Consider the following 24,613-nt stretch of genomic DNA (forward strand, 5'->3'; position numbering starts at 1 on the left):
TCCTTCAATATTTGCTCTTTGCTAATTTTAGCTGGGCGACCAGGAATAGGTTTAGTTACAGTGGACTTTTTCCAATTCTGAATCGTCTGTATACAGACGTTAAAATGCTGTGCTGCTTTTCGCACAGACATTTTATCTCTAGCCATAATTTCTATGACTTTGTCTTTAAAATCTTTTGAATATCCCATGCTTCTATTGTTCTATATTTTTGAGTATTTGGCTATAACATAAATCTCTTATCCCAAAAATAAATCCTTAAATCGCCAGAGTAGATAGTTTCAATTTAAGGCCTAAGCTAGACATCCCCTCTAAAAAAACGTATAACCCTGTTTTTCTTTATACAGGTCTGACACTTTGAAACTTGTTCTTGCGCCCATGGAAGGCTTAACCGATCCTATTATGCGTGATGTATTGACGCATGTCGGCAGCTTTGACTGGTGTGTAACCGAGTTCATTCGTGTAACCGACTCTGTCCTGCCCGACCATGTCTATCATAATTACTGTCCTGAATTACTGAATGATGGAAAAACTGCAGCTGGAACACCGGTACATGTCCAGTTTTTAGGAAATAATCCTGAAATGCTGGCTGCGAATGCCATTCGTGCGGTGGAACTGGGCGCCCCTGCCATTGATATGAACTTTGGTTGTCCTGCAAAAACGGTAAACCGGCATCGTGGCGGCTCAGTGCTGCTAGATGAACCGGAAGTGGTACACATGTTGGTCAAAGCCGTGCGTGATGCCGTGCCCAGTCATATTCCGGTATCTGCCAAAATGCGTCTAGGCTATATGGACCGTAACTTTACCCTGGAAAATGCCCACGCCATTGAAGATGCCGGTGCAGCTTGGGTTACCGTCCATGCCCGAACCAAAGCTGAAGGCTATACTCCACCTGCATTTTGGGATCAGTTACAACCGATTCGTGAAGCACTGAACATTAATGTCATCGCCAATGGTGAAATTTGGACCAATGCTGATGCTAAACAATGCCGCTTGGAATCTGGTTGTGAAGACTTGATGATTGGTCGAGCTGCTGTGACCACACCCGATATCACGCAATGTATCCGCAAAAACACCGATGAGCCCATCATTACTTGGGATGAGCTTTTAGATTTACAGATCCGTTTCTTAAATGGACCCTATAAAAAAGAAATCAATATGGTGGGACGCTATAAGCAGTGGCTAGGCATGATGTCTAAACATTATCCTGAAGCAAAAGAATTGTGGAATGAAGTCAAACGCATCAAAGCTTTGATTGAAATTATTGAAAAATTAAATGTCTTAAAGCATTAATAAAAAAGCCTTTGAATGTTCAAAGGCTTTTTTATTTAACTACGTTCTTGACGCTGTTTTAAATTTTCCACATGTATTCGATTGGTTTTCCAAGACTTGTCTAATACTTCTTTTTCGATCCGTAATTGAATCCGTTTTAATTTCATCGCGGGGATGACATCCTCTTTAAAGTTTTTCACATAATCCACCCATGCCGTACCACGAAATACATTGGCTGGCATTTCTGTTTTAAATTCGCAATCCGGCATAAATACAACGATTGAATGCAAATATTCAGGCGTAATAATATCCGAGAGTACCTGTTCTAAAACTTTTTGGTGTTTATAATTTTGATGGAGCGGATTTTGAAATTTATAGCTGTTTTTAAATATTTTCTGCGTCCACATTTTCTGGCGTTCACTACCAAAAATCCAGCCTTTATAATTTTTGGTTTCAATAATAAAGATGCCATAAGGACTCAATAAAATATGATCGATTTGGGTCGTTCCCGCTTGTTCATCTGGCAAAGTACAATCATTTAATAGAATATATTGAGGGTCTTTCAAATAGAGTTTAACGTGTAAAGCTACCGCGAACTCCCCAACTTTTCCTTTAATAAATGGCTTAAAGGCTTTGATGATCGCTATCACGACAAAAGCAAGAATGATCCACCAAAAGCTCGACCCAAGTTGCGCAAATATCTGACTCAACATTTTATTGATCTTTATTTTTAATAAGATCTTATAATTTAATCAATTTTCTCTAGTTTTAATAGAATATCTTTATTTTCCAGTCCACCGGCAAAACCCACCAGTTTGCCGTTTGCACCCACTACGCGATGGCACGGTGCAATAATTGAAATTGGATTTTTGCCATTCGCCGCCCCTACTGCACGAACTGCTTTCACATTGCCAATCTGCTCGGCAATATCGCGGTAACTTCGGGTTTCGCCAAATGGAATGGTCAACAAAGCTTGCCAGACTTTTTGCTGAAACTCGGTGCCTTCAAAATCTAAAGGCAAATCAAATTGCTGTCTTTTTCCTGCAAAATATTCAGTTAACTGCTTTTGGGTTTCCAATAAAATTGGATGATGCGTTTGTTCGATCAATTCGGCTAAACGGACACGTTTGGGATTTTCATTTTCCCAAAGCACCGCGACTAAAGCCGTTTCATGGGCGACCAGTTTTAAAGTACCGACAGGAGAAGCCATTTCCATAAAAGCCAGTTTCATTGTCTTCTCCTGCAGTGAAATAAATGCTCCAGATTTTATGATGATGACAGTTTCATCAACACTAATCCAGAAATAATCAGGACGGCTGCCAGCATACGCATTGCTGACGCTGGCTCACCTAAAATAAAGATTCCGACCAAGAACGAACCGACTGCGCCAATCCCGGTCCAGATGGTATAGGCTGTACCCAGTGGCAAAGTTCGCATGGCATAAGCCAACAAGCCAAAACTCAAGATCATGAAAACCAAGGTAATAATACTGGGCGTTAAACGTGTGAAACCTTCTGAAAGTTTCATTGCATAGGCCCATACAATTTCAAAAAGACCCGCTAAAATTAAAACCAGCCAAGCCATGACGACTATGCTCCACTTGATCAGAGTCAGGTCGTCCTGACGAATTGTCTTGGTATGCATATCAATGAGATTGCACCAAGGGAGGTCGTTCCTCCTTTAATGCATTATTATATAAATGATTGCTTTAAATTGGTGCGAATTTTACATTTTTTGACCAACTTATCGCGCTAAAAATGCCCAAATAAAAATACGACTGGTGCTCACCAATCGTATTTTTTAGATCACAAGACTCATCTAAAATTTAAAACGAATACCTGCGCCATAGAGCCATTCATTTTCAGAAGATGATTGTTTCTGCCAAGCGGTTTCTTCATTCCCCTTGTTATAGCCATATGCAACATCGACAAAAGGCATGACCTTTTTATTTATTTCATATCGCGTTTCCAGACCCAGTTGCGCGGTATTCAAACCCGACTTTTTAGCATAGTTTGAGTCATCACTGAAAATGACATTCAAATCCAGATAAGGTTTAACAATCAGTTTCTGGGTCAATAGCAAATCACGCTCAGTTTCCAACGTGAATGACACTTGTTGATCCTGCCCCACAAATAAATAGGCATTGGTTTCAAAGAAATACGGCGCCAATCCATGTACCCCAATGACGGCATCGACTTGATCCTGATCCACTTCACGATTCTGGTCATTCCGATAGCGTAAACCGGCCTGCACATCCCAGAAATCGGCAACATTGCGACTGTACAATACTTTGGCATCGTACTCGGCTTGCTGTGACTCAGCCCGATCTGCATGGACTTTAATAAAAATCTTGTTTTCATCTGTGCCGATTCGGGTTTCCAGTTTCGACTTTAAAACACCTTCGCCATCGTTATTGCGCAGCCATTTACTTTCAACCGTGGTTTGCTGATAAATCTGGCCACCATGCTCTTTGATATGTGCAGCAGAATCCGCTTCATCTGAACTGGATTGCTCCTGCTGTACCGGTTGCATCAGTTTTTCTTTAACAGCAGTTGTTGCTACTGCTGACTCTGTTTGATGTTGTGAATGATCATCATGCACTTCAGTAGATTGTCCAGACTGCTGTGGCATCGGCATAGAATGGTGCTGATCCTGGGCAAAACTCTGCCCACTCAACAACAGTAATGAGGCACTCAATGTGCTTATGGCAAATACATTAATGATGCGCATGCGTGTCTCCTTGCTGAACTTGAGCTGAAGTCGCAGGTGAAGCTGCTGTTTTACTTCCATCGACATTGGCCACCACCAGTTTGCTCATCATCCCAGATGACATGTGATAGAGCAGATGACAATGAATCGCCCATTCACCCAATTCATCCGCAGTCAGCAATGCCGTTACCGTTTTACCCGGTGGCACAATCAAGGTGTGTTTATTCGGCATGTTGGCGCTAGTTTGTCCATTTTCCAGTTGCATAAACATGCCATGCAGATGCATCGGATGCGCCATCATGCTGTCATTAATGAATTTCAAACGGATACGTTCGCCATATTTCACCTGTAACGGTTCAACTTCGGTAAATTTCTTGCCATTGATGGTCCAGATATAGCGCTCCATGTTGCCCCCCAAACGCACTTCCAGTTCGCGTTCTGCCGGACGGGTATCCGGCTGTGGGTTTAATGATTTCAAATCGCTATATTGCAGTGCTTTATGCCCTGCCGGAGTAGAAGCATTTGCCCAACCATAAACCACTTGGGTATTTTCATTTAAGGATAGTTTCGCCGAGGTATGTGCAGAATGATTCATTCCTTGTTGTGATTCTGAATCAGACTTTGCTTGATGTTGTGAATGGTCATTCGTATCCGTTTTAGTGTGGTTCATTTGCGAATGATCCATTCCAGCCATGTCATGTTGCATGGATGAATGACTCATCATTTGATGATTCATTGAACTTGCACCACTATTATCTTCACTGCCTTGATGCGTACTACTTTGATGATCATCCATCTGAGCATGATTCATGTTCGCATGATCACCTGATGCTGAACCATGTCCCATATCTTCCATTGTCAGCAAGGCACGTGGACGCGGCTTAGGCATTTGAATCGCATGCTTCACGGGAGAATTTTCATTATGCAATGTACCAATCGCAAAACCGCTGCGATCGATTGACTCGGCTTCAATTTGATAATGATTGGCTTTCGGCTCAACAATCACATCATAAGTTTCTGCAGTACCGATTCGAAACTCATCAACAGGTACAGGTTTAACTGGTTGCCCATCCGCACTCACTACGGTCATTTTCAAGTTGGGAATACTGACATCATAAAATGACATGGCGGAGGCATTAATAAAACGTAAGCGGACTTTTTCATTCGGCTTAAACATGCCAGTCCAGTTTTGCTCAGGCGTTTTTCCATTGATCAAAAAGGTATAACCGGTGACATCGGACAAATCGGTTTTCAGCATGCGCATCTGGTTCCACATGGAACGGTCTTGCCAAGTGCTTTTGAGGCCATCACGCTTAACTTGCTTCAACACGTCGGCCACAGTTTCACGCCGATTTTGATAGTATTCAGCCGACTTTTTTAGGTTCTTCTGGATTTGGTCACTGTCGGATTGATGAAAATCGGACAGCATCACCACATAATCACGATCAGCCTGTTCATGCGCTGCTACCGGCTTTTTCCCTTTAGGATAAATCACCAGAGCGCCATACAGTCCATCCTGTTCCTGTCCTTTGGAGTGTGCATGATACCAATAGGTTCCGTTTTGACGCACCTTAAAGCGATAGACAAAATCCGCCTGTGGTTTAATGCCCTTGAACTGGTTAAATCCCGGCACGCCATCCATTAGGCCCGGCAACAATAAACCATGCCAGTGAATGGAGGAATCCTGATTTTTAAGCTTGTTATGCACATGAATAACGGCGTCATCGCCTTCTTCAAATTCCAAAAGCGGTGCCGGAAATTGACCATTCACAGTAATACGCTTTAAAGGCTTTCCGGTGATATTCACCATCTGTTCATCAATGTTCAGGTGATATTCTTTGACCGCAGCAAACGCCCACGATGATGACACTAGACACACCCCGACTAAGAGGCTTTGAGTTAATTTAATTGACATGAGTTAACCTGTAATTTAAAAATAAAAATGTTTTTTAAATCAAGATTAAGCTTTGGGAGGACGTAAGATTTGTTGCCAGAAGCCGGTTAAATGCTGGGCTGAATAATCAAAATTGCGCTGTGGATGTTCTTGAACTTCTTCTAAATGTACTAAATCGGATATTTGTGAATCCAGCCAGATCGTTAAACTCTGACAATGCAACTGTACGCAATCATTACAGCTAAAATGTTGTTGCTGATTCGTCATGGTCTGATGACAATCTTGATCATGTGCTGCTTTTACATGTTCTGAAGAATGTTGCATATGAGGTTCAACACTCACCGAATCATAGCAACCAGACATTGCCGTTATTTCTGCATTGGGATGATAATCAACATTCGCTTCATTCATCATTTGCTGATGCATAGGTTTTGCGGATGCAAAGACAACACTACTCCACCCGATGGCAAAAACCATCAGGAACACAAACCAAGCCTGTTTGCGTAATGAAGTCAGCAAAGAATTATCCTTTAATCCGTCCAGAATAAAATATAAATCATTTTATTTTGATTTAGATCTAACAGCATAACCAAGAACAAAATTATACACCATTGTTTAAATTTATACTCAACAATGCATCATTCGCTCTTTTTATGCATATTAAAACAATAATGTTATTTTTTAAACAGGCTTATTTATAAGCATAGATTAATAAACAACCATATTTTTTAACACCTTAATCCATTAAAAAAGGACTCAATTGAGTCCTTTTTATACATTTAATGTCTAATTTTCAAACTATCACCCTGCAATCGTTTACAAACTAATCAAGTTATCCATACAGTTATCTACACAGATATCCATACGGTTATCCATAAAGTTATCCACAACTTAGCAGCAATTAATTAGAGAATATTAGAGATTTACAGCGCCTACTTTTGCAAGTTCTGCACGCATTTCATTAATCACAGCTTGATAATCCGGTTTACCGAAAATGGCTGAACCGGCAACAAACATATCTGCACCCGCTTCTGCAATTTCACGAATATTGGCAGGCGTTACGCCACCATCCACTTCTAAACGGATGTCACGACCTGAAGCATCAATGATTTTGCGTGCTTGACGAAGTTTGTCCAAAGTCATGGGAATAAATTTTTGACCGCCAAAACCCGGGTTGACACTCATCAATAACACTTGATCGACTTTATCCAAAACATAATCCAGATAATGCAAAGGAGTTGCTGGATTAAATACTAAACCTGCTTTCGCACCACCAGCTTTAATCAACTGTAAAGAACGGTCAATATGGTCGCTTGCTTCCGGGTGGAACGTAATAATGTCTGCACCCGCTTCCAAGAAATCCCCAATCATACGATCGACGGGTGAAACCATCAAATGCACGTCAATCGGTGCTTTAATCCCATATTTTTTTAATGCCTTACACACGCCTGCACCAAATGTCAGGTTAGGGACATAATGGTTATCCATCACATCAAAATGTACGACATCTGCACCCGCCGCAAGGACATTTTCAACCTCTTCACCCAAACGGGCAAAGTCAGCAGATAAAATTGATGGTGCAATTAAATATGGCTTGGACATGGGGAGAACCTGGCTATGTATTCGAATTGATTTTTCGCATTATAACAAATTGAACCTTGCTGCTGTGATTCAATCCTGATTCGATTCTATTTATTCGGTATCCCAAAACTGCAACATTGCGTTGCATTTTCTGACTTTAGCTATTTTTTTAATCTGTTATGTTGATATTACACCCTAAGGTAAATGAGAATGAAAAGCAATACTAAAATTACTACATCAGAAGCCGCTCGTATCGCCAAGCGTTTATTGAATCATTGGAAACATAAATTTGACGTTGCTGAAACTGACGGCAATTTTAGTATTTTTATGCCGGATGCAACCGTGAAGCTGATGCCACAGTCAGAAGCATTATTGGTCTCGATTGACAGCTCGCTAGAAGACCTAAGTACTTTAGAAAAAGTCGTTCTCGATCATTTAAGCCGTATGGCACAGCAAGAATTTACCGCAACCTGGCAGCATCAATAAAAAAGGGAGAATCATGTTCTCCCTTTTTTGAATTAAATATTACGCTTCAAGTTGTACAGCATGAAATTGCAAATGGTCATCGATAAAACTTTGAATAAAATAGTATCCGTGATCATAACCTGCATGTTCACGCAAGGTTAAAGACTGTCCCACTTGGGCACAAGCCTGTTTAAATAATGCCGGATTTAATTGTGCGTAGAATTGATCTTTCGATCCTTGATCAATCAAAATTTCTGTAAATAATGCCCCTTTTTCTTGAATCAAGGCAGTGGCATCATGCTTTAACCATTCATTTCGATCTTCACCAAAATAATTCGAAAAGGCTTTTTCACCCCAAGGGCATTGGCTTGGTGCACAAATGGGTGCAAAAGCAGAAACTGATTTAAATTTTTCAGGATATTTCAGTGCCAGTGTTAATGCACCATGTCCGCCCATACTGTGCCCAAAAATACCGATTGCATCCGCTTGCACTGGAAAGTTCTGAATGACTAAATCATAGAGCTCATCCACAATAAAGCTTTCCATTTGATAATGTTCCGCCCACGGCGCTTGGGTCGCATTAATATAAAAACCTGCACCTTGACCGATATCCCAAGAATCGCCTTGTGCAACCTGCTCACCTCTTGGCGAAGTATCTGGACTAATCAGGATCAAACCCAGTTGAGCGGCCAAGCGTTGTGCATGGGCTTTAATCGCGAAGGTTTCTTCTGTACAGGTCAGACCGGCTAAATAAAAAAGTGCTGGACAGGCTTGACCGGTTAAAGCTTGAGGGGGCAAGAAAATGCCAAATTTAGCTTCACCCTTGAGCACCTTGGAATTAAAAGCATAAATGCGCTGTTCACCCTCAAAGCATCGATTATGTTGGATTAATTCCATGTCTATTTTTCCTTATTGTGTTTGAACACTTAATTGGGGTATTTCTATTTTTGTCTCTGTTTTCGTTGTTGCGGGAAATAAGCGTTGTTCCAATTGCGGCAACATAAATTCCATATTTTTACCAATCGACCATTGTGGTTCGGATGCTTCAAAACCCTGCGCCTTTTCCCATTGTGCCACGGTGTCTTTGGTTTGCTCAAATGCGGCACTTACCGAAGTCTGATCGCGCATAGCCTGATCGAAAAATGCACGCCCAAAATAAGTATAATCGGCTTCATTTGAACAGCCGAAAGAAGCGCGATCTGCGGCAGAGGCGGTAATAATTAAGGTATTATCATCTTGTAAGGCTGGAACAAAACTGCCTGAATAACAGGCAGAAATCACAATCACGCGCCAGCGAATCCCCGACTTGTCCAAAGTCTCTTTTAGCCATTTGGGATCGACATCATTTAAATCTATCGGTGCATTTTCCATCTCAAACTGATTCGGTAAACCATGTGAGGTCATGTATAAAAATAACACATCACTTTCACGGTTCATCTGCTGGCCGATGCGACGTAAAGCCATGTCCATACTGGTACGCGAAGCAATCGGAGTTTGAGTGCGTGTCTCAGGGTTATTCACCAAGATGAGTGAACGACCAAAGGTTCCGAAGCGGGTATCAAACTGTTCTTTAATCCGCTCGACTTCTGACTTAAAGACGTCTTGATAACCTGCGCCTGCTACCCCTAAAAAGTACCAATGCGATTGTGTAAATTCACCATACTGTACATCTTCAAGCGATTTATTCAATATACGGCTTTGCGCGTAAAAGGCATCCTCGGCAAAAGTTGGTGGTGTTTCTTCAACTTTCCAGATCGGTTGGCTTTTGACTGACATTTGCCAAACGACCAAGGTAAAAAGCGTTGCTGCAACAATCAGTGCCCGCTCCCACCATGGCCATTTGAGTTCACGTGAAAAAACCCAGACCACGGCCAAACTTTGCCAGACAAACAGCACCATGAATATCATCGGTAAATAGTCATAGAAGATGTAAGGCAATACATCGATATAACCCAAATACTGAATCAGACTTTGTAATAAGGCGATATGCGTATCCAGTACCAGCCACAATAAGGCAGGCACCAACATCAAACGGGGATTATTAATACGCTGGGACAGGAAAATACCGACAATCAGTGCAATAAAAGGCCATAAGGCATAACTGATCAAGCCTTGAGGATTAAATTCCCCCACTTCCCCTGAACTTAACCAACTAAATAAACTGTTGGCACTGCCGCCTAAAATCCCCCAAAAAATCAGTTGTAGAATTGAGGGGCGAACGATTTGTAAAGACCGACGTGATCCCAAAAAGAGCCACATCCCTGCAGTTTGGTTGCTTTTAAAATCATGCCAAAAATTGATGGAGGGTTTAAAGTCGATCATAGGATTTAGGGGTAGCTGTAGCTCGCTGATTCACTGTGTAAGTTTATGCTTGATGGAAGTTTTATCAATGCTGCTTTGGCACTATATAACAAATTAATGCACAATATTGAAGCAATTACCAAACTACTCTACAAGATGATGCTGAAAGTAGGCATCAAAACGACAAGCATCGCCTTGCCATTGATGATTGGGTTCCTGGTCAGCCAAATATACGGCTAAACGAGGACGTTTTACTACCACCCGTTTTGCTACTTTTTGTGCCAAAATCAATAAATTATCACCCAGATCCATTTCACCATCTTCAGGCAAGAGCATATGCAACAATTGCATCTGCTTTTTGACTTGGGCCTGCTTTTTAATGGCTTGCTGGTTTTGATCACGTTGTGGAAACATCGGATCAAGATAGACCACATCCACCACAGCATTTTTTTCAGCCTGCTGAATTAAATAGTCGGCAGAATCGGAAAAAATCAGATCAATCCGAGCAACCACCGAACTTAAAAACGGATCGGTTTCAGCATTGCTTTTGGTATCTTCAAGCAAGGTAAATAATATCGGATGTCGCTCAACCAAGGTGACATCAGCACCTAAATGTGCCATCAACAAACTGTCATGCCCTAGACCAGCAGTCGCATCGATCAAGCTGGGCTTTTCACCCAAATTACACGCTCGTGCAATCATTTCTGATTTTAATGATGATCTTTTTAAACGTGGAACTTCTGCTTTCCAGTCCGGTTGCATCTTCATGCCATTGGCACACAACCAAAGTCCAGATTCATCTACACATAAAGCCAACTCTGGATTAAACCGCAAAAATCGGGCATTGAGCTTTTCAATGATTTCAAGATTTACCTTCACGCCACGAGAAGAAAGCACAGCAGAATACTGCTGTGCTTTCGGTTGAAATTCTTGTTCTACAAATAAGCGGATGTCGCTTACCATAATTTCCAGCCTGTAAATGCAAAGAGTAAGATTAAAAGACCCGAGGCAATACGGTACCAGGCAAAGATCATAAAATCACGTTTTGCGACATAGGCAACCAATACGCGAATTAGAATCAAAGCCGAAACAAATGAAACTAGAATCCCGGCTGCAAGAACCGTCCAATCTTCTGTACTCTGAAATACATGGTAGCTTTGATAAAGATCTAAAAGACCTGCACCAATAATCACCGGTATCCCGAGGAAGAAAGAAAATTCAGTGGCCGCTTTACGTGATATGCCCAAGAACATTGCACCAATAATGGTTGCACCAGAACGTGAGGTTCCCGGAATTAACGACAGCACCTGGATTAAACCAATCCAGATTGCTTCTTTATAGCTGATGTTCTCGACTTCTTCGGCATTGACTTTAGGTGGATTTTTTTCAATCCACATAATAATGAAACCACCGACGATCAAGCCAATCGCAACTGCAATATCATTAAATAATAATTCTTTGACTGCTTGTCCAAAAGTGAGACCAATCAGCACAATTGGAATCGAAGCCATGATCAGGCTAAACCCCAAATGGCGACCTTTGGGTTCACCGGTAAACATACCTGTAGCTGCCCCCCAGAGACGAGCCCAGTATTCATAAATCACTGCTGCAATCGCGCCCATTTGAATGGCAATCACGAACACATCACTTTTTTCTTTGGTCCAAAAATTCATTAATTCGGAAGCGAGAATTAAATGTCCGGTACTGGAAATAGGTAGAAATTCGGTAATACCTTCAACAATACCCATAATTGCCGCTTTCAGCAGCAGTAAAAGATCCATACAAAATCCTAATTATGATTTGCCCTGTTCTGGAATTTTTTTCCAAGCGTTATCACGTAAATATACAGGTAATGCCTGTTCAGCACTGACCCATTTTTTTTGCTCGACATCTGCGCGCGCAATGGTAGCAATATCTTGCGCAGTCGCACTTAAGTCTTTGTATTGTATTTGTTCAGGCTTAATTAAAACTGAACCGGAACCTATAAGTTCAAATTTAACCGCTTGGCTGGCATCATCGTAATTTAACAGTTGTTCTTCATCCACAGCCTGCATAATGCCCTGTGAATCGAGTTCAAAACTCGCAATATAGACTTCTTTCATCCGTGCATCGAGTACCGCTGTCACGGCGCTTAAACCGGCAATCCGGTGTGCTGCCTGTGCCAAAGCTTGCAAAGTTGAAACAGCAACAACCGGAACATCATTTGCCCATGCCAAGGCCTGAGTCACCGCTGCATTAATTCGCACACCGCTAAAAGAACCGGGACCACGGCTAAATGCAATTGCAGTTAATTCAGATGCAGATAGACCAAGCTGAATAAATGCCTGCTCAATCATCGGGAGAATTGTTTGCGTTTGTGCTTTTGCTCGCGCATCTAATTGGAAAAATAATTCTTGGGTTTCATCTACAATAGAGACGGAACACTGCTCATTGGCAGTTTCCAATGCCAGCAATTTCATGCACAACCTTAATTAATTTAAATGTAAAAAACGAGGCATATGATACTCCACTCATTCGCACTAGGCGAGATTTTCCATCTGCGGAATACAAAAAAGCCAAGCGCTTGCTTGGCTAAATAAGATCATCAAATTACAGTTCAATCACTTCCAAATTCTGAAAATGCTTAAAATGTTCTGCATAGTGCATGGCACTCATTTTGAGTTTAACTTCAGCAGCCTCATCTAAGGTTTTCACTATTTTCCCCGGTGAACCCATCACCACAGAATTATCCGGAATGACCTTGCCTTCAGGAATTAAGGCATTGGCCCCAATGATGCAGTTTTTACCAATCACCGCATGATTTAAAATCACGGAATTAATGCCGATTAATGTGTTATCACCAACGGTACAGCCATGCAACATCGCTTGATGTCCAATCGTGACATAGTTCCCAATGTGCATTTCAATGCCCGCATCGGTATGTAACACGGCATTTTCTTGAACATTGCTAAAATCACCAATTTTGATTTTGCTGTTATCGCCCCGAATCACGGCACCAAACCAGACACTGACCTGTTTCCCCATTTCAACTTGACCAATCACTGTCGCATTATCCGCTACCCAGCCATCCCAAGGCTGGTGTGTCGCTTGAGGTGCATATCCATTAAATTTGTACATCATGTTCCGATATTCCTTTATTTATTGCGTTTAATCTTATTGGTATAAAAAGCTGGAGAATTTAATAAAAAAGGCCATTCCTTTTGGTAATCCAAACCATACTGAAACAGTGAAACCAGCATCCGTGCAGTTAAGCCCCAAACGATTTCATTTTCCACACGCATACTGGGAAAATATAAAGACTGGTGTGCATAACGTACTTCATAAGGAATCGGCGGTGCCTTCATTAGACTACTGAGGGATGCAAAGAAAATACGATCAATTTCGCTCGGTTGAGCAATCAATTCGACTTCGGCTGGAATCAACCCAACGACAGGTTTCACCAACATCCCATTGCGGGCTTTTTGCATGGGTAAATCACCCATTAATTGCACATCAAATGGATTTAATGCGGTCTCTTCATAGGCTTCACGTAATGCAACCACAATATTACTGGTATCTTGTGGATCTCTTTTCCCTCCTGGAAATGAAACCTCTCCAGCATGATTGTTTAAATATAAAGAACGTCGAGTAAGCAGAACTTTTGGATCAGATTCATCTGTAATCGCAATTAATACAGCAGCCTGTGCCGGTTTGACCCGTGTGGAAAAACGTAATCTTTGCTGTAACGATTGTATTAATGAATGGTCATCCATACCTCTACTCTCCCATCATTTCTTCTTAGTTTCATCATAGCTGAATTTTTATTCTAAAAGATAGAAATGATGCCAAAGTTCAATTTTTCAGTTATGCTGATCACACCTTTATCATTGACGATGAATATGAATTTCTGTGTAATTTGTGGACATAAAACTACGGAAAAAATCCCACTCGGCGACCATCAATTACGTCGTGTTTGTACAGATTGTGGCAATATTCATTACATCAATCCTAAAGTCATTTGTGGGGCACTGGTCGTCTGGGAAAATAAAGTTTTACTGTGCCGCCGTGCCATTGAACCGCGTTATGGTTTATGGACGCTTCCAGCCGGCTATATGGAATTATTTGAGACCATGGAGCAAGGTGCAGCACGTGAAACCCGTGAAGAAGCCGAAGCTGAAGTCGAGATTGAACAACTCTACTGCATGTACAATATTCCACGGATCGGACAAATTTATGTGTTGTTCAAAGCCAATTTAGTCGATGGTCAATTTGGCTCGGGTGAAGAAACTATTGAAAGCCGCTTATTTAGCGAAGATGAGATTCCTTGGTCTGAACTGGCCTTTCCAAGCGTAGAACGCACCTTAAGACATTATTTTGAAGACCGTAAAACCAATCAATTTGACATGCATTTAGAAACCTTAGGTTCACGCCTTGACCATACCGGTTAATCAATAAAATAAAAAATATAGAGTATAGAGCATAAAAAAGCCCATCCTCTGATGAGCTTTTTTATATCGCAATTATTTGGTTTTCACTTCATAACATGGTGCAAGATTAAATTGAATGCTACCGCCAGTGAATTTTGCCCACTTTTTCGCATCTTCGTCGGCTGAATCAATTGCACTATAAATGCTTTGGAAGCTGGCAAAACTGTTTGCCCATTTTACATCACTATCTGCTGAATCTTTAAAAGGCACATCATCCGCAGCCGGTTTACCACCTGACCTCATTGCCAATAAGCGATTTAAGTTTAGTAATGCACCGCCAATCACAATAGAATCCCCCGAATTTGGAGAGGTCTGAATACTTGAGTTCATACCAATCAATGCACCATCCAGGCTTTGGAATACTTTGTCTGCCAGAATCATACGAATCGAGATTTTATTGCCATCCGTGCCAGAGCTAGTAAACGCACGACCCGTGGTTCCAATGCGATACTGCTGCACATTGTTGATATCAATCATGCTACTACCGAGTACATCAGCACCACTACAACCATTTGTGCCTGTCGACATATCGATGATTGTACCAGAGGAATCCGTCACCGTGACAGGCATGGCTTTCATATTGGTCCGAATATCACCATTGCGGTCAATCACAATACCCAGTTTCACGGTATTCACCGAGCTATCGGTAAATTTAAAGATCAAGTCTGCATACAGTGGAAAAATATAAGCCCCACTGCTGACATTATTTTCCGATTTAAACACTTTACTGTCTAAATAGGTGATTGGGTAAATTTTATAAAGGTCGAGTGTGCCCTTAAAGCTTTCACTGTTGATCTGTTGTTGCCAGAGACCGTAATTTTTCTTGTCTTCTTCGTTGACTTCTTTTTTACCTGTCAGCAGTTTATAAAAACGTTCTTTACCGGCAATCATATAGTCATTGAACAATTTACCCTGCGTCACGATCAATGGCTGTGCATTGCTATCATCTACATTAAATTGGAAACCAGTTTGTGTAGTCAAATCCGGATTATTATTAATCGCTTTGGTAATTGGATGAATCCAGCTGTCTTGCGGCAGTGCCGTCATTTGTACAGGCTTCACTTTACGGATCAATTGTGCATTTACGCCGCCAATACTGGTCACATCGGTCTCAGCTTTACCACGCCACTGTAAACCACTACCAAAGGTTTTGCCTTGACGATCCGTCATCACAATAAAGTGACCCACCAAATGCGTTGCTGATTTATCTTCAGCTTTACATTCCTCCTTGTTACAGCCCACCAAACCTTCCGTACCACTTAAGGCACTACCCAGGACTTCCTTACTAGAAAATAGTGAAAATTCAGGCTGATACACGGCTGCAGTCGTGATACGCATCAATTGAGTAATGACATCAAAAGCATCGGTATCAGAGACTTTAGAAATATCCACCCAAGGTTTGACTGCATCGGTGAAATCTTTATCCGACAAGCCTTTAAATTGCTCTGGCGTGATTAACGAGGTGATTTGCTCTAATTTTTTACGCTCTGCATCACCACCAATACTGATCGGCTGAATATCACGTGCATTGACAATTTGCTGACTTTGTAAACCCACTGCCTGAATCAGACGCACCAAACGAATGGCTACTTTAACCGTTGCATCATCAGGTGATAATTTTTGCGCAGCTCTACCTTGAATTCCTGCTGCAATATCCAATAGGGTTAAACGCGGTAATTGCGCTACGCTGACATGGGCAATATTACTCATTGGAAATGTACCCAATTCAATTTTCTTGTCTTTTTCCCCTTGCAAGAAGAAAGTAATTTTATCTGCTGCCTTACATGCACCAGTTGCCGCCCCACCATTTGGATCAAACAGCGTGGTAAAGCGGTTTTTGGTGTCACTACTACAAGTGAAATTTAAACCGTTTAATGGATAATCCAAGGCAAATTCAACACAGCCTGCTGTTCTCGCTTTACATGAACCGTTGGCCGTACTTTCATCATATACCTCAGGGATCACGTTGGCACTTTCTCCGCCACAGCCACTTAAAGCCATAACCAATGCGGTTGCTACAAAAGGTAATTTATATTTATTTATGTTCATCCTGACTCTCTTTTATTCTATCCCTAACGGATTGCAACGAGTTTAATTTGCCCGTGATTGGTTAACGCACGATCTTCAACCTCGATGGCTGAAGCCAACGGTGTCAGCAATATATATTTGCTGTTTGCAGGCACATGTAATACCCCTTCTATTTTTTCGTGCTGAATGAGGGTAGATGCCCCCTCTTGATTTTTATATCCACCTGCACCTTCTAAAACACACCCTTTTGCATCTAAAAACACCACAAAAGGCCAATAAAAGGTGGGGTTATTCTGCCGTGATGCATACGAATTCAGCTGAATATTCTGCACAGATGGATTCAGGGCAGCGACTTCAAAATCGAACTCATCATTCAGCGGTGCACGTGGCCAAAACTTAACCTCTTTATTTAAATCAAGTTTTTTTACTTTTTTCAGTTTTTTTTCAGAAAAACATTGTTGCCCCAAACCATTAATCACATCTGCTTGTGAAACACGGTAATAAGTCTTTGCCAAGGTAATCGGGCCGGTATCTTGCACGACATTACGTTTAAACAGGGATTGCATTGTGGATTTACCCACACCTTTTTCACGTTCCACCGTTTGTAAACGTGTTGCACCATGTTTAAGATCAATGATGCCTTCAGGCATCGTGTAAAAACGCTTTTTGCCTTCTAAGTTAAATTCTTTATCTTCTAAATATTCGTTTTTGACATATTGCTGTCCATCGATATCCACAAAAGCGGTATTTTCTGAGTTTTGCTGAATAATCAAAGGTTTTACTTCTAAGACTTTTTGTGAAATTACAGCCTGCTGTTGAAGCACCGGTTGGTTTTCAGTAGCAAGAGGTTGACTATTAACTGGAGAAACTGGGATTGATTGCAGCTGCATTTTTTCTGCAACCTGAAGCTTCACAGCACTTTTGGTCTGTGTTTCTATAGTTTTCACTGTGCCAAGATCGGTCTGAGTACTCGATTCAACTTTTCGAGTTTTAACTAATTTTTCAGGTGTAGCAATAGCTGTCTGAACAATAGGATGCTGCGCTGAACTTGTTGCAAATGATGCTTTTTGCTCATCAGCAGGCAGGCTCTGCTGTTGTACAATAACGGGTTTTGGATTAGTTTTTGCAGCAGTCGCTTTTGGCGGCTCACGTTGAATGACTATTGGACGACCGTCAGGGCCAATAATGGTATGAAACTCTCCTGCATATGACCACGATACTTGCGCTAAACTTAACGTCAGTATCGTTTTCATCAATAAATTCCCTTTCATTCTTTTCCTTTGTTTACCAACGTGTTCTATAGTTCAATCCTAGAATGGTTATTTTTGTATTGGTTTTCACATTCAGGCCCGCGTATGGGTTAAGCAGTAAGTTATTTACGCCTGTTTGGTTGGCTAAACTACTGGTATTGGCTGGAATATTATCTCGGCTGCGTAAGAAACCGATAGACAAGTCTAAATCGGTGTCTGCATCCCAACGATAGCCCACGCCCATACCAAACAATTGTGAATTGTTGATTGGGATCATGGTGTTTCGTTTACCATCTGGAATGGCACTTGAACGTGGCTCATAACCCGCTCGTAGTTTTAAACGATCGGTTGCTGAATATTCCATACCAATACCGAAGCTCCACGGCGAGGTAAAACCAAGCGGTAAAGATAACGAAGCGTCACTGACATTTTCAGAGAGTAATTTTGCAACTTTTAAAGCTGAAATTTGTCGGTCAAACTCAAACGTAAATTTGTCCCATGCGCTATAGTCAGTCCAGCCCACATCGAAACTCACCTGTAAATCCGGCATGACTTTATATTTAATCCCGGCTTGAAAATGCGCAGGATATTCAAAGTCCATGGACACCAAACCCGATTCACTCGATGGAATGTAATTCGGGAAGCCTAAAATAGCTGCAAGAATTTGTCCGGTTGGCGATGACATCAAGCCTTTAATTAATTCTTGTGGTGCTTTGGCATTATCAATATGGTATTTCCCTTTTAAGCGCATTTTTGCTGCACTTTGATAGACCATACCGAAACTAAAATCATCCGTTGGCTCCCACAGTACCCCCAAGTTAAAACTTGGACTTAAGGATTGCTCCACTGCTAATTGCATTTGACCGAATTTACCGAATGGGTTCATACCTTCTTCGGCATTGCACATCCCCAGTAATAGAATGTCGGTAATAATGTCTGAATTTTCTTTAAATGGCGTACAAACGACCTCATCGATCATTCGCAACATACCAATTAATTCATTGGGGAAACGTAAATCGGTTTTGAGACCCATGGCTTGGTAAGACATACCAATACCACCACCAATCGAAAGTTGATCATTGACCTGGTAACCCACGGATGGAGATAAATAGGTAATCCGTTCTAAGGCAACCTGTTGCCCCATATAATTACCCGGATTACCATTTTCAGCACCAAAACCAGCAACCAGTGGCGCATAAACTGCCGTCGCATAAGTCGCTTTAGAACCCGGCGGGTTATAGGCAATCCCCATGGTAGGTGCGACCAATGGCATACCTTCGCCTAAATCCACCATCTTTTTCAAAATAGGAACATAAAGACTTGGATATTCAACATCGCCACGAACTTTATCTTTAAAATCAGTACAGATATCAGATGCAACCTCTGGTCCATCATTACAGACCAATGGATCATCTGAATAGCCAAAGACGTTATAGCCTGGTGGTACGCTAAATTCACGTTGAAGGTCAAAGTTGGCAACAATAATTTGTTGCTCTGTTTGCAGACCTTCAATCTTGGTCAAGCCCGCAGGGTTAAAGTGAACAGCGTTTACCCCTGGTGGATCTGCGGTAACCGCATTACCCATACTCAAGGAACGTAAATCTACAGAAAGGTTGGTGCCTAACTGTGCAAATGTAGCACTTGAACAGCCCGTTAAGAGAATGGCACTAACGAGCGGTCTGAGTCGAATTTTATACATACGACCGTCCTCTTAGCGAATTTTCTTACCAAAGCCTAAAATATCAAGTGGGAATGACAAACCCAATGAAACGTCTGGCGCATCTTCCGTCAAACCAAAGCCTACCGTACCGTTCACAATTGTTTCTGGAGATACACGCACCCCAAGAGAAATCGCTAAAGTTGAACTGGTTTGATCGGCTGGTGAATAGGATTCACCGCTGCTGTAGGTAAATTCAGAGCCGGTATTAAAGCTTTGTTGATACGACATGGTCATCGATACGTCATAGTTAAATGAGTATGCGAAACCAAAAGAGAAACCGCCACTGATGCCTGGTTCAAACTCATCAATGACACGGCTACCACGGCGTTGGTTTAGACCACTTTCCTTAAAACCATAGTTTGCAGAAACTGAGGCGAACAGAACCACTGGGTCGATATATTTACGTGTACTTGCACCAACACCGACAGAATAATATCCCTTACCTGTGGCTAAGTCGGTCGCAGAGTTGACTTCGTATGGACTGTCACCGCTTTTGGTCGATAAATTACCGAATAAAATCAGCGGTAAACGACCTGCTTGTAATGGAAATGGCTCCCAACGTGCCCCCAAAGAAATATCACCTAAACCTGCTGTAGAGGTATCCTTTAATAAGTCTGTTTTTGCTACCAATGGTAATGAAGCAGTAAAGGTTAAATTGTCTAAAATACCGTACTGTGCAGTAAAAGTATTAGTAATTGAGTGTGTTGCATTTTCTTGAACACGCAGTTGATAGAGCTGACCTTGAGCCATCTCCATATCAAGTTGTGTATCACGATAATAGGTATAGTCAATATCATAATAAGATGAGATATCACCTTTTTTGATTAATGAATACTGGCGTTCGTTTGATGTAAATACTTCTTGTAAATTGGCTTCTTTACTGACGTCGCCTTCTTGCTGTTGCAGAGCTGAAGATGCTTGCGATTTTTCATCTACTGGTGATGTTTCGGTTACAGGTTGCGCGTTTACAGACTGTGCCGCCACTGCTTCAACTTGCGCTTCCTGTTCATCTACAGTCTCATACTCACCTAATGCTGGCTCTTCTGCAGCATTAGCCCCTCCTACTAAATTAGCATCTGCAGTAGACTGGGATGCTGTTGATTCAACCTCTTCTTGCTGATCTACAACTTCATACTCCCCCAATCCTGGCTGCTCTTCAGCTGCATAAGCTGCGCCCATCAGCATTTGAATACTGATCGCTAATAGGGTTTTGTTCATCCATTTACTGTTCATATTCCATCCCACCAGTTTTTTATTTTTTTTTAAAGCTCAATCTTTCTTAAACGTTATTTATTTTTATAATAAAGACGCAAGAAATTATAATTTAAGTCCCCATAAGAATCTGATTCTTCATTCATATTTTTATCAAGTCGAATCGTAGATGCTTTATCGGCAATTTTGTCCATATAAAATTGCGGGTATTGCATGTTTACCAAGGCATAACGATTCACGGTTGCATCTTCTACATGACGCATATCCGAATCTTGTAAAGCCAATAATTTTTTACGGTTTTCTGGTGCAACATTAATTAAGAATAAGGTGTTATTTTCCCAAATTTCTTTAAAACGTACTTCATCGAAACTAATATTCCCCAATGCAGGGTCTGCGACATAGACGCGGCCATTTTTATACGCTTTAAACACTACAAAATGTTTAAAGCCAGCATAGGAAATTGGCACAATGGCAGGTTGCCCTTGCTTCACCAAGTCACTAAATTCCCCGCGATAGCCACCACTTTCAAAGCCAATTGCGCTGACAAAACGCTTCATATCCAGCAGTGAAAAGCTACGGCGCTCAATAATTTTGTCGGTCTCACCAAATTTCATCAGACCATCCATAACCTGTTGTTCGGTTAAAGTCGCATTGAGATTGGTATAACCATTTAATAGGGTGGTTAACGCAGCAGAACCACAACTATAGTCATAGGCTTGGTGAACAATGCCACGAAATTGATCGACGATTGCCGGTTTAACCTGTACGGTTTCGCGGTGCATACGGGTGAAAGAATCATTACGAGAGTCTAAAGTCTCGGTATAGTACACAGCCTCGGCTGGTTTCTTCTTTATATCAAAAGCTTCTGTGGCAAAGTAATACATCAATGCCGAGCCTAATGCGATCTCTAACATATTATCTAACTTTTCTAGTTATCGGCATGACGTGCCATTTTTCATTATTTTAGAGTAGAAACTCTACTTCCCTGTTTTAGCAAGATACCTTTTTTTCGAAAAAAAAACAGTATTTTTTTTATTTTTTTGAAAAATTCAACAATATTTATGTAAAAAAAAGCGCGTGTAAACACGCGCTTTTTCAAGCAAAAACTTAGTGACCGCGAATTGTGATAATCGCACCCGGAACATATTGCCCCTGAGCCGGGCTGAAGTAAGTTTGCATACCTTGAACTTCCATATCGCCAATAGAAGCAGCAGTTTTGCTACCCAAATGGATACCTTGGATGTAGTTATCGTGTGCACCGCTTGTGCTCACGATACGTACATACCCTTTATCGTTATCTTCTTCACCAATTACACTGATGCTTTGGTTCAATACTAAGTTACGGCTATTCGCATCTGCCACTTGAATTTTGTCAAGGTGGATCACACCCGCTGCACGTGTTGCAGTTTTGGTTGAGTTATCCAAGATACCCAAATCAGTAATGGTTAAACCACCGATCATAGTTGCATTCAATTTAATCATTGCGCCTTGTGGTGCAGCACCCAATTGAATATTTGCAGCCATTGGACCAGTTTTTACTGAAAGACCAGTTAAGATAGCGTTCTCTTGACCCGTACCACCACGACGGATTGTTGCTGCATTTGCTGCAGGTGCATCAGCAGATGATACAACGCCAATTTCACCGATATTGATATCTAAACCAGATACTTGTGCGGCAATATTAATGAATGGATTGCCACCGTTTGCATCAGAGTCAATTTGCAAATCAGCTAAGTTACGTGAAGACAGTAAGTAAGCACCACCGTTGTCGTAATTTGCGCCAATCACAATACCTTTAGTTGTAGTAGCACCAGTACCATTCGCTTTGATATAAATAGCACCTGCTTCACCAGTACCACCTAAAGCAGCATCAGCTAAACCGTCATTATCGTGAATAAATAGTTTTTCGATTTCGATTTTAGAAATACCAATCCCGATGTTAATACCATCTTGACCAGTTGTAGCACCCAATGAAGCATCGTCCATTGCTTGCATTGCCATCGCATTTGCACTAATTGCCAATGAAGAAACTAAAGCAAGTTTAGTAAATTTTTTCATTCGTACTCTCCCAAGAGTATTATTTTTTTGATTGTCAACCACTCGATATTCCATGTTGTTTTTTGTTTTTGGACAACAATGGAGTCTTTCCTTGAGCAGCCTGTTTGCCCTACTAAAGTTATATGTGTGTCATTTTTTGTTCAACTGCTGTTGGTCGCAATCCATATGTTACCGATAAACGGTATTTACAGTTTTTCTACATAAATATTGTTATAGAATAGGCGATCTATGTATAGCCTTTTATAATTTAACATCGTATGAATAATCCGGTTATTTTTCAAAAACTGTTGACTGAACAATGGCTTAACACAGCTCAAATATTGTCTGCTTTATCGCATCTCACTCATTTAGCTTACTTAAAAAATGTAAACCAACCTGTGATCGCTTTCTGTGCATCTGAATATATGCTTAAACAAGGTCAAGTCACTCAAAATTTCAAACGAATTTCACTGGATCAATATCAAGAAAAATCACAATCTATTAATTTAAATCATTTTTTTAATCAGACTATTCAAAAACATCCTGCTGATTTTAACGGTGGATTGATTGGCTTTGTCAGCTATGACCATGCAGCCCAACAACAGGTTTCGATTCAACAAAAAAATCAACCTGCCTTATTTTTGGGCATTTATCGTAGTTATCTCAAACTCACCCCTCAAGGTTGGACTTTTTTTAGTGATGAAGATGAGTGTGAAAATATTTTTCAAGTTATTCAGGATGCAATACAATACAAAAAACCGCCCTGTTTTTCACTTACTCAACCTTGTCGCGCGCGCTGGAATAAAAATGAATATGTAACTGCCTTTAAGAAAGTTCAAGACTATATTAAAGCCGGTGATTGCTATCAAATTAATCTGACTCAAGAATTTACAGCAGAAGCACAAGGTTCTTTATTAACTACGGCTGAAGAATTCTGGAAACTCACCAATGCTCCTTATTCAGGCTATTTAAAAATCGATGACTTTGAACTATTAAGCTGTTCACCTGAATTGTTTATTAATTTTGAAGCAAATCGGAAAATTGTCACTCGTCCCATTAAAGGCACAATGCCCCGTTATGCTGACCCGAAACAAGATGAACAATCCAAACAAGACCTGATTCATTCTAAAAAGGATCAGGCAGAAAATGTGATGATTGTTGATTTACTGCGCAATGATTTAAGTGTTTATGCTGAGACAGGTTCGGTAAAAACACCGCAACTTTTTGAAATTGAATCTTTTAATCAGGTTCATCACATGGTGAGCGAAGTCACTGCAACATTAAAAGAAGAGATCAATTCCTTTGATGTTTTAATGTCTGCACTGCCCGGAGGTTCGATTACGGGTGCGCCAAAAATTCGCGCGATGCAAATTATTGATGAACTTGAAGGTGCACCACGTGGTGCTTATTGTGGATCGATGGGCTATTTTAATTTTGATGGTACAGGTTCTTGGAATATTTTGATTCGTTCTATTCAAAAATATCAAGATGAAGTATCTCTATGGGCAGGGGGTGGAATCACCATTGCCTCAGATTGTGATGCAGAATATCAGGAATGTTTTGATAAAGTTTCTGCCATGCTTGATTTACTCAATACCTGGTACAAACCAAAAGAAAAAAGCGAATCTTAAATTCGCTTTTTTCTTATCAATTTCACCCTAACCCTCCTTTTTAAAGGGAG

General features: G+C 41.1%; 25 protein-coding genes. 4 read left to right on the top strand and 21 right to left on the bottom strand.

Features of this window, described 5'->3' with window-relative positions:
* Nucleotides 1-188 (bottom strand): helix-turn-helix domain-containing protein (locus E0409_RS13980; RefSeq protein ID WP_286364055.1); only part of this gene is annotated, 188 nt, incomplete at its 3' end.
* Nucleotides 189-354: 166 nt separating this feature from the next.
* Here E0409_RS13980 and E0409_RS13985 point away from each other — a divergent pair.
* The gene (locus E0409_RS13985) at nucleotides 355-1,290 is read left to right on the top strand and encodes a tRNA dihydrouridine synthase (protein WP_213073374.1); all 936 of its coding nucleotides are present in this window, start codon (nucleotides 355-357) and stop codon (nucleotides 1,288-1,290) included.
* Between the two features lie 35 nt (nucleotides 1,291-1,325).
* Here E0409_RS13985 and E0409_RS13990 read toward each other — a convergent pair whose 3' ends face one another.
* The 7 genes from E0409_RS13990 to rpe form a co-directional block, all read right to left on the bottom strand.
* Nucleotides 1,326-1,982, bottom strand: coding sequence for a nuclease-related domain-containing protein (locus tag E0409_RS13990; protein ID WP_131291807.1), 657 nt, complete (start codon nucleotides 1,980-1,982; stop codon nucleotides 1,326-1,328).
* A 35-nt stretch (nucleotides 1,983-2,017) separates the two neighbouring features.
* Nucleotides 2,018-2,500, bottom strand: coding sequence for a methylated-DNA--[protein]-cysteine S-methyltransferase (locus E0409_RS13995; RefSeq protein WP_131291809.1), 483 nt, complete (start codon nucleotides 2,498-2,500; stop codon nucleotides 2,018-2,020).
* 35 nt (nucleotides 2,501-2,535) lie between these two features.
* Complete coding sequence (sugE, locus tag E0409_RS14000) at nucleotides 2,536-2,853, bottom strand: quaternary ammonium compound efflux SMR transporter SugE (RefSeq protein ID WP_131291857.1); 318 nt, start codon at nucleotides 2,851-2,853, stop codon at nucleotides 2,536-2,538.
* Between the two features lie 234 nt (nucleotides 2,854-3,087).
* A complete protein-coding gene (locus tag E0409_RS14005; protein ID WP_131291811.1) occupies nucleotides 3,088-3,999 on the bottom strand; it encodes a copper resistance protein B in 912 nt (303 codons plus the stop codon).
* Nucleotides 3,986-5,893: a copper resistance system multicopper oxidase gene (locus tag E0409_RS14010; protein WP_131291813.1), complete on the bottom strand. Its 1,908-nt coding sequence runs from the start codon at nucleotides 5,891-5,893 to the stop codon at nucleotides 3,986-3,988. Before E0409_RS14010 ends, E0409_RS14005 begins: the two co-directional genes overlap by 14 nt.
* A 45-nt stretch (nucleotides 5,894-5,938) precedes the next feature.
* Entirely contained in the window at nucleotides 5,939-6,391 is a 453-nt protein-coding gene (locus E0409_RS14015; protein ID WP_131291815.1) for a hypothetical protein, read from the bottom strand.
* Between the two features lie 396 nt (nucleotides 6,392-6,787).
* Nucleotides 6,788-7,474, bottom strand: a complete 687-nt coding sequence (rpe, locus tag E0409_RS14020; RefSeq protein WP_131291817.1) for a ribulose-phosphate 3-epimerase — start codon at nucleotides 7,472-7,474, stop codon at nucleotides 6,788-6,790.
* A gap of 189 nt (nucleotides 7,475-7,663) precedes the next feature.
* Between rpe and E0409_RS14025 the strand changes: the two genes are divergently transcribed.
* Nucleotides 7,664-7,939, top strand: a complete 276-nt coding sequence (locus E0409_RS14025; protein ID WP_067726558.1) for a DUF2218 domain-containing protein — start codon at nucleotides 7,664-7,666, stop codon at nucleotides 7,937-7,939.
* Between the two features lie 39 nt (nucleotides 7,940-7,978).
* Here E0409_RS14025 and fghA read toward each other — a convergent pair whose 3' ends face one another.
* The 7 genes from fghA to E0409_RS14060 all read right to left on the bottom strand — a co-directional run bounded on the left by fghA (nucleotide 7,979) and on the right by E0409_RS14060 (nucleotide 13,971).
* Nucleotides 7,979-8,815 (bottom strand): S-formylglutathione hydrolase, encoded by an 837-nt coding sequence (gene fghA / locus E0409_RS14030; RefSeq protein WP_131291819.1) that lies wholly within the window; start codon nucleotides 8,813-8,815, stop codon nucleotides 7,979-7,981.
* Between the two features lie 12 nt (nucleotides 8,816-8,827).
* Nucleotides 8,828-10,240 (bottom strand): C13 family peptidase, encoded by a 1,413-nt coding sequence (locus tag E0409_RS14035; RefSeq protein WP_131291821.1) that lies wholly within the window; start codon nucleotides 10,238-10,240, stop codon nucleotides 8,828-8,830.
* A 123-nt stretch (nucleotides 10,241-10,363) separates the two neighbouring features.
* Complete coding sequence (locus E0409_RS14040) at nucleotides 10,364-11,182, bottom strand: class I SAM-dependent methyltransferase (RefSeq protein ID WP_131291823.1); 819 nt, start codon at nucleotides 11,180-11,182, stop codon at nucleotides 10,364-10,366.
* Complete coding sequence (locus E0409_RS14045) at nucleotides 11,176-12,000, bottom strand: undecaprenyl-diphosphate phosphatase (protein WP_131291825.1); 825 nt, start codon at nucleotides 11,998-12,000, stop codon at nucleotides 11,176-11,178. Before E0409_RS14045 ends, E0409_RS14040 begins: the two co-directional genes overlap by 7 nt.
* 12 nt (nucleotides 12,001-12,012) lie before the next feature.
* Nucleotides 12,013-12,678, bottom strand: coding sequence for a tRNA (adenosine(37)-N6)-threonylcarbamoyltransferase complex dimerization subunit type 1 TsaB (tsaB, locus tag E0409_RS14050; protein ID WP_131291826.1), 666 nt, complete (start codon nucleotides 12,676-12,678; stop codon nucleotides 12,013-12,015).
* A gap of 130 nt (nucleotides 12,679-12,808) precedes the next feature.
* A complete protein-coding gene (locus E0409_RS14055; RefSeq protein ID WP_131291828.1) occupies nucleotides 12,809-13,339 on the bottom strand; it encodes a gamma carbonic anhydrase family protein in 531 nt (176 codons plus the stop codon).
* 14 nt (nucleotides 13,340-13,353) lie between these two features.
* The gene (locus E0409_RS14060) at nucleotides 13,354-13,971 is read right to left on the bottom strand and encodes an NUDIX hydrolase (RefSeq protein WP_131291830.1); all 618 of its coding nucleotides are present in this window, start codon (nucleotides 13,969-13,971) and stop codon (nucleotides 13,354-13,356) included.
* A gap of 126 nt (nucleotides 13,972-14,097) precedes the next feature.
* Between E0409_RS14060 and E0409_RS14065 the strand changes: the two genes are divergently transcribed.
* Nucleotides 14,098-14,646: an NUDIX hydrolase gene (locus tag E0409_RS14065; RefSeq protein WP_165541346.1), complete on the top strand. Its 549-nt coding sequence runs from the start codon at nucleotides 14,098-14,100 to the stop codon at nucleotides 14,644-14,646.
* A gap of 72 nt (nucleotides 14,647-14,718) precedes the next feature.
* Here the strand turns inward: E0409_RS14065 and filF are convergent, their stop codons facing one another.
* From filF to filA, 6 genes are all read right to left on the bottom strand, one after another.
* Nucleotides 14,719-16,734, bottom strand: a complete 2,016-nt coding sequence (gene filF / locus E0409_RS14070) for a putative pilus system protein FilF (RefSeq protein ID WP_131291834.1) — start codon at nucleotides 16,732-16,734, stop codon at nucleotides 14,719-14,721.
* A 23-nt stretch (nucleotides 16,735-16,757) separates the two neighbouring features.
* Nucleotides 16,758-17,966, bottom strand: a complete 1,209-nt coding sequence (gene filE, locus E0409_RS14075) for a putative pilus assembly protein FilE (protein ID WP_252151822.1) — start codon at nucleotides 17,964-17,966, stop codon at nucleotides 16,758-16,760.
* Nucleotides 17,967-17,997: 31 nt separating this feature from the next.
* Nucleotides 17,998-19,662, bottom strand: coding sequence for a putative pilus system OmpP1/FadL family transporter FilD (gene filD, locus E0409_RS14080; protein WP_131291838.1), 1,665 nt, complete (start codon nucleotides 19,660-19,662; stop codon nucleotides 17,998-18,000).
* Nucleotides 19,663-19,674: 12 nt separating this feature from the next.
* Entirely contained in the window at nucleotides 19,675-20,916 is a 1,242-nt protein-coding gene (filC, locus tag E0409_RS14085) for a putative pilus system protein FilC (protein ID WP_131291839.1), read from the bottom strand.
* Nucleotides 20,917-20,969: 53 nt separating this feature from the next.
* Nucleotides 20,970-21,809 (bottom strand): putative pilus system C39 family peptidase FilB, encoded by an 840-nt coding sequence (filB, locus tag E0409_RS14090; RefSeq protein WP_131291841.1) that lies wholly within the window; start codon nucleotides 21,807-21,809, stop codon nucleotides 20,970-20,972.
* A 193-nt stretch (nucleotides 21,810-22,002) separates the two neighbouring features.
* Nucleotides 22,003-22,953, bottom strand: coding sequence for a putative pilus system protein FilA (filA, locus tag E0409_RS14095; protein WP_131291843.1), 951 nt, complete (start codon nucleotides 22,951-22,953; stop codon nucleotides 22,003-22,005).
* Nucleotides 22,954-23,210: 257 nt separating this feature from the next.
* Here filA and pabB point away from each other — a divergent pair, with 257 nt between their 5' ends.
* On the top strand, nucleotides 23,211-24,563 hold the full coding sequence (gene pabB / locus E0409_RS14100) for an aminodeoxychorismate synthase component I (protein ID WP_131291845.1): 1,353 nt from the start codon (nucleotides 23,211-23,213) through the stop codon (nucleotides 24,561-24,563).
* Nucleotides 24,564-24,613 lie beyond the last annotated feature (50 nt).

Origin of the sequence: Acinetobacter sp. ANC 4862 (assembly GCF_004336635.1) — a bacterium.
GTDB lineage: Bacteria > Pseudomonadota > Gammaproteobacteria > Pseudomonadales > Moraxellaceae > Acinetobacter.

Bases quoted from the DNA above. Each gene is read 5' to 3' on its own strand.
- E0409_RS13990 (WP_131291807.1), bottom strand. From the start codon at position 1,982: ATGTTGAGTCAGATATTTGCGCAACTTGGGTCGAGCTTTTGGTGGATC.
- E0409_RS13995 (WP_131291809.1), bottom strand. From the start codon at position 2,500: ATGAAACTGGCTTTTATGGAAATGGCTTCTCCTGTCGGTACTTTAAAA.
- sugE (WP_131291857.1), bottom strand. From the start codon at position 2,853: ATGGCTTGGCTGGTTTTAATTTTAGCGGGTCTTTTTGAAATTGTATGG.
- E0409_RS14005 (WP_131291811.1), bottom strand. From the start codon at position 3,999: ATGCGCATCATTAATGTATTTGCCATAAGCACATTGAGTGCCTCATTA.
- E0409_RS14010 (WP_131291813.1), bottom strand. From the start codon at position 5,893: ATGTCAATTAAATTAACTCAAAGCCTCTTAGTCGGGGTGTGTCTAGTG.
- rpe (WP_131291817.1), bottom strand. From the start codon at position 7,474: ATGTCCAAGCCATATTTAATTGCACCATCAATTTTATCTGCTGACTTT.
- E0409_RS14025 (WP_067726558.1), top strand. From the start codon at position 7,664: ATGAAAAGCAATACTAAAATTACTACATCAGAAGCCGCTCGTATCGCC.
- fghA (WP_131291819.1), bottom strand. From the start codon at position 8,815: ATGGAATTAATCCAACATAATCGATGCTTTGAGGGTGAACAGCGCATT.
- E0409_RS14035 (WP_131291821.1), bottom strand. From the start codon at position 10,240: ATGATCGACTTTAAACCCTCCATCAATTTTTGGCATGATTTTAAAAGC.
- E0409_RS14040 (WP_131291823.1), bottom strand. From the start codon at position 11,182: ATGGTAAGCGACATCCGCTTATTTGTAGAACAAGAATTTCAACCGAAA.
- E0409_RS14045 (WP_131291825.1), bottom strand. From the start codon at position 12,000: ATGGATCTTTTACTGCTGCTGAAAGCGGCAATTATGGGTATTGTTGAA.
- tsaB (WP_131291826.1), bottom strand. From the start codon at position 12,678: ATGAAATTGCTGGCATTGGAAACTGCCAATGAGCAGTGTTCCGTCTCT.
- E0409_RS14055 (WP_131291828.1), bottom strand. From the start codon at position 13,339: ATGATGTACAAATTTAATGGATATGCACCTCAAGCGACACACCAGCCT.
- E0409_RS14060 (WP_131291830.1), bottom strand. From the start codon at position 13,971: ATGGATGACCATTCATTAATACAATCGTTACAGCAAAGATTACGTTTT.
- E0409_RS14065 (WP_165541346.1), top strand. From the start codon at position 14,098: ATGAATTTCTGTGTAATTTGTGGACATAAAACTACGGAAAAAATCCCA.
- filF (WP_131291834.1), bottom strand. From the start codon at position 16,734: ATGAACATAAATAAATATAAATTACCTTTTGTAGCAACCGCATTGGTT.
- filE (WP_252151822.1), bottom strand. From the start codon at position 17,966: ATGAAAACGATACTGACGTTAAGTTTAGCGCAAGTATCGTGGTCATAT.
- filD (WP_131291838.1), bottom strand. From the start codon at position 19,662: ATGTATAAAATTCGACTCAGACCGCTCGTTAGTGCCATTCTCTTAACG.
- filC (WP_131291839.1), bottom strand. From the start codon at position 20,916: ATGAACAGTAAATGGATGAACAAAACCCTATTAGCGATCAGTATTCAA.
- filB (WP_131291841.1), bottom strand. From the start codon at position 21,809: ATGTTAGAGATCGCATTAGGCTCGGCATTGATGTATTACTTTGCCACA.
- filA (WP_131291843.1), bottom strand. From the start codon at position 22,953: ATGAAAAAATTTACTAAACTTGCTTTAGTTTCTTCATTGGCAATTAGT.
- pabB (WP_131291845.1), top strand. From the start codon at position 23,211: ATGAATAATCCGGTTATTTTTCAAAAACTGTTGACTGAACAATGGCTT.